Genomic DNA, 3,183 nt, shown 5'->3' with positions numbered 1-3,183 from the left:
GCGAGGAGGGCGGCGACGGCGGGCGAGCGCGCGGCCGAAAAGCGTGCGCGCCGGACTTGAATCGTGCGATGCATCCCGTCAGCCTCCGATGAACGCTTCGCGGAACGCGTCGATGGCGACACGCAGCGAGAGTTGCGGTTGGTCGAGGTAGCTGACGAGCTTGCTGATCTGGTGATCGTTTTGCGCATGGGCGTCGATCCACTCGGGATCGTCGATGTCGATGTTGTGGGCGGCGTAGGTCTGCGGGTCGACGACGCTCAGCAGCGTCTTCGCCGACGCGCCGTTGAAGCCGATGATGAGCCGTTCGCGCTCGGCGATCGTGCCGATGAAGATCGCGAGCTCGAAGTCGGCCTGCGCGACGAACGGCGCGATCAGTTCGAGCCAGAACGCGGCGACGAGGCTGCGGTAGAACGGATCGACCGGCAGCGGCAGCGTGAGGCCGCGCTCGATGTGCGACGAGCCGCTCTGCATCACCGGCCGCAGCAGCGAGCCGAGCGCGAGCATCGCGCCGCGCAGCCGCACCGGATGACCGCTTTCCAGCAGCATCTCCTGGAGGCCGTGCAGCGTCTGGTGCTCGACGAAATCGTTGAAGGTGCCGTCATGCGACGTGCCGGGGCCGCCGATGTCGATCGGCACCTGCGTGTCGCCGAGCGCCTGCAGCGCGCCGGGCGGCTCGTCCTTGCCGAGCAGCGGCGGGATCTGCGTGGCGACGCGCGACCACAGCCGCGCGAACGCGAGCGGGCTGCGCGCGAGGAACGCGAGCGGCCGGTCGACCTCGAGCGCGGTCGCGCCGAGGAACGGGAAGCGGCGCATCGACACGTCGTGGCTCGCGACCATGTGGCCCGCGATCGCGAGCTTGCTGCGCGAGCCGAGGAACGCGAAATGCATCGGCTTCGCATCCTCGTAGACGAGCTTCCAGCGCGGATCTTCCGCGAGCAGCTCGAGCGCCTGCGCGATCCAGCGGTCGAGCGTCTGCAGCAACTGCGGGTTGTGCGGGCTCTTCACGAAGTCGCCGCGCGACGGAATCTTGCCGAAGTAGGCGATCTGCGCCTGTACGGTTTGCGTCATTGCGCCCCCTGGGCATGCGTTGCGTTGGCGGCCGCGACGGCCGGCGCTGCGGCCGGCGTGCCCGTGCCGGCGGTCTGGGTTGCGTTCTGCGCGGCACCCGCGCTCGCGTCGGCGACCGACGACGGCAGCTGCAGGCCGCGCAGGCTCTGCTGCTGCGGCTGGTCACCGCCGCCGCCGGACGGTTGCGACGTGCTGATGATGCGCATCGTCACCGACACGTTCACGCTGCCCTGCGCCCACGTCAGGTCGAAGGTGCCGTCCGGACGGCGCTTGCGTTGCGCCGAGTTGATCAGCTTCTCGAGACCGTAGCGGCCCGGCTCGTTGACGAGCTGCACCGTGCGGCCGTCGAAGGTCGTCGCGGACAGCGTCGCGCCCGGCGAGCCCTGCGGGTTCGGCCACACGAAGTTGGTCCACTGCGGCGGCGTGTTGCGGTAGCGCAGCTGCTGGCCGTCGATCGCGATCGTGTATTCCGTCGTGCCCGTGCTCGGCTGCGGCAGGATCTGGAACACGGTCTGCGGCTCGGACGACGCGGCGGCGCTGCCTGCCGCACCGCCGGCGAGCGGCGCGACCCAGCGTGCGAAGCCGTTCGTGAAGTCCGGCGTGAGGCCGATGCCCATGTCGCCCCACGTGCGGGCGGCGAGGGTGTCGCCGCGGCGCACCGCGAGCGGCCCGAGCGTCGTGCCGACGAACTTCGCGATCGAGCCGTCCGGACCGAACACCTGCGCGATTTCACCGGCGCCGGCCTCGACCTTCGCGCTCGCCGCGAACGGGTACTTCGTCGCGAGCGAGTTCTGGAACGGCTGGTAGACCTGCGCGTTCCACACCTTGTTGACTTCGGCGCTGGCCGGCTGGATCACGACCGCGAACGCCTGCATCAGCGGCCGCACCAGCAGCGGACGCAGCGACTTGCGTTGCGAGTCGGTGAGGCCCGTCAGCATCTGCTCGTCGACGAGCTTCAGCGAATCGGCGAGTTCCGACCCGTTGCCGTCGAGCGTCTGCTGCATCAGCTGGCGCGCGCCCGGGCCCGGGTCGCCCTGGTTCTTGATCACGTTGAAGCGCGTGCGGACCTTCGACAGCGATTCCATGTAGCCCTTGAGCATCGACGTGCCGTCATGCAACGCGACGATCCGCGCGAGCCCGATGAACTCCTGGCCGATCGGACCCATCGGCACCTCGGCCGGATTGCCGTTGATGTCGATGTTGGCGGCCGCGACCTGGCCGGCCGGCGAGCGCGAGAACAGTTGCTTGACCCAGTTCACGACGCCCGTCTGCGCCTTCTTGATCGTCACGTTCGCGAGCGACGGGTTGTCCCACGAGGTCTGGTCGTACGCGGTCTCGAGGATCTTGCGGATCGGCGAATCCTGCGGGTCGCCGAGGCGGTTCATCCCGTCGACGGCCTGGCCGAAGCTGCTGAAGCCCTGCACCGCGATGCCCTGCATGAACTTCTGCCAGTGCTGCGCGTACTCGGTCTTGTACATGCCGACCAGCGTCTTCTGGATCTGCTCGGGGCTGCCCTCGAGCGTCAGGTCATCCTGCGTCGACGTGTTCAGCACCCAGTCCTTCGCCTGCAGTTCCTTGGTCGCCGCGTCGCGGATCGCCGGCTGCACGTAGTCGAACCACGCTTCGCGCGTGAACGTGCCCGGGATCGCGTAGCTGCCGGCCACGAGCCCCTGGTTGCCGTCGCCGACGATGCGCGCGATGGTCATCGGCGCGAAGCGGGTCGACGCGCGTGCCTTGATTTCCTCATAGACGCGCTGGCGGGCCGGCATCCCGCGTACGACGTGGCGCAGGTTCTCGCGGGTCTGGTCGACGAGCGCGAGGTTCGCGTCGATCATTGGCCAGTCGTTGTCGTTCACGCGGGCGAGGTAGAACGAGATCATGCGCTCCGCGCTCTTGATCATCTCGTCGCGCGGCATGTTGCCGCGATTCGTCTCGAGCCAGCCGCGCCAGAAGCGGGCGAGCTGGTCGGTCAGGTGCGCCTGCTCGACGTGGAGATTGTAGGACAGCATAAGGGAAGTGTGGAGAGAGTTGTAAGAGGAATGAAAGTGGGGAGGAGGAGAGTAGAGGGAGAGGAAGAAATGAGGGGAGGGAGGATGATGAGAAGAGGAAGGGGGG

At 68.2% G+C, this 3,183-nt stretch carries 2 protein-coding genes; both read right to left on the bottom strand.

All coding sequences use genetic code 11. The features are described 5' to 3' along the window. Positions 1 to 78: 78 nt before the first annotated feature. Positions 79 to 1,068 (bottom strand): type VI secretion system-associated protein TagF, encoded by a 990-nt coding sequence (gene tagF, locus G3N98_RS38840; protein ID WP_069246999.1) that lies wholly within the window; start codon positions 1,066 to 1,068, stop codon positions 79 to 81. Next, the coding region (locus G3N98_RS38835; protein WP_277396947.1) for an ImcF-related family protein at positions 1,065 to 3,183 on the bottom strand (2,119 nt) is incomplete at its 5' end. The genes G3N98_RS38835 and tagF, both read right to left, overlap by 4 nt.

This window comes from Burkholderia sp. Tr-20390 (assembly GCF_017104595.1).
Classification (GTDB): domain Bacteria; phylum Pseudomonadota; class Gammaproteobacteria; order Burkholderiales; family Burkholderiaceae; genus Burkholderia.
The sequence above is the reverse complement of the archived record's forward strand: the minus strand, read 5'-3'. Positions and strand labels throughout refer to the sequence as shown.

Coding starts and splice junctions, on each gene's coding strand:
- tagF (WP_069246999.1), bottom strand. CDS start 1,068: ATGACGCAAACCGTACAGGCGCAGATCGCCTACTTCGGCAAGATTCCG.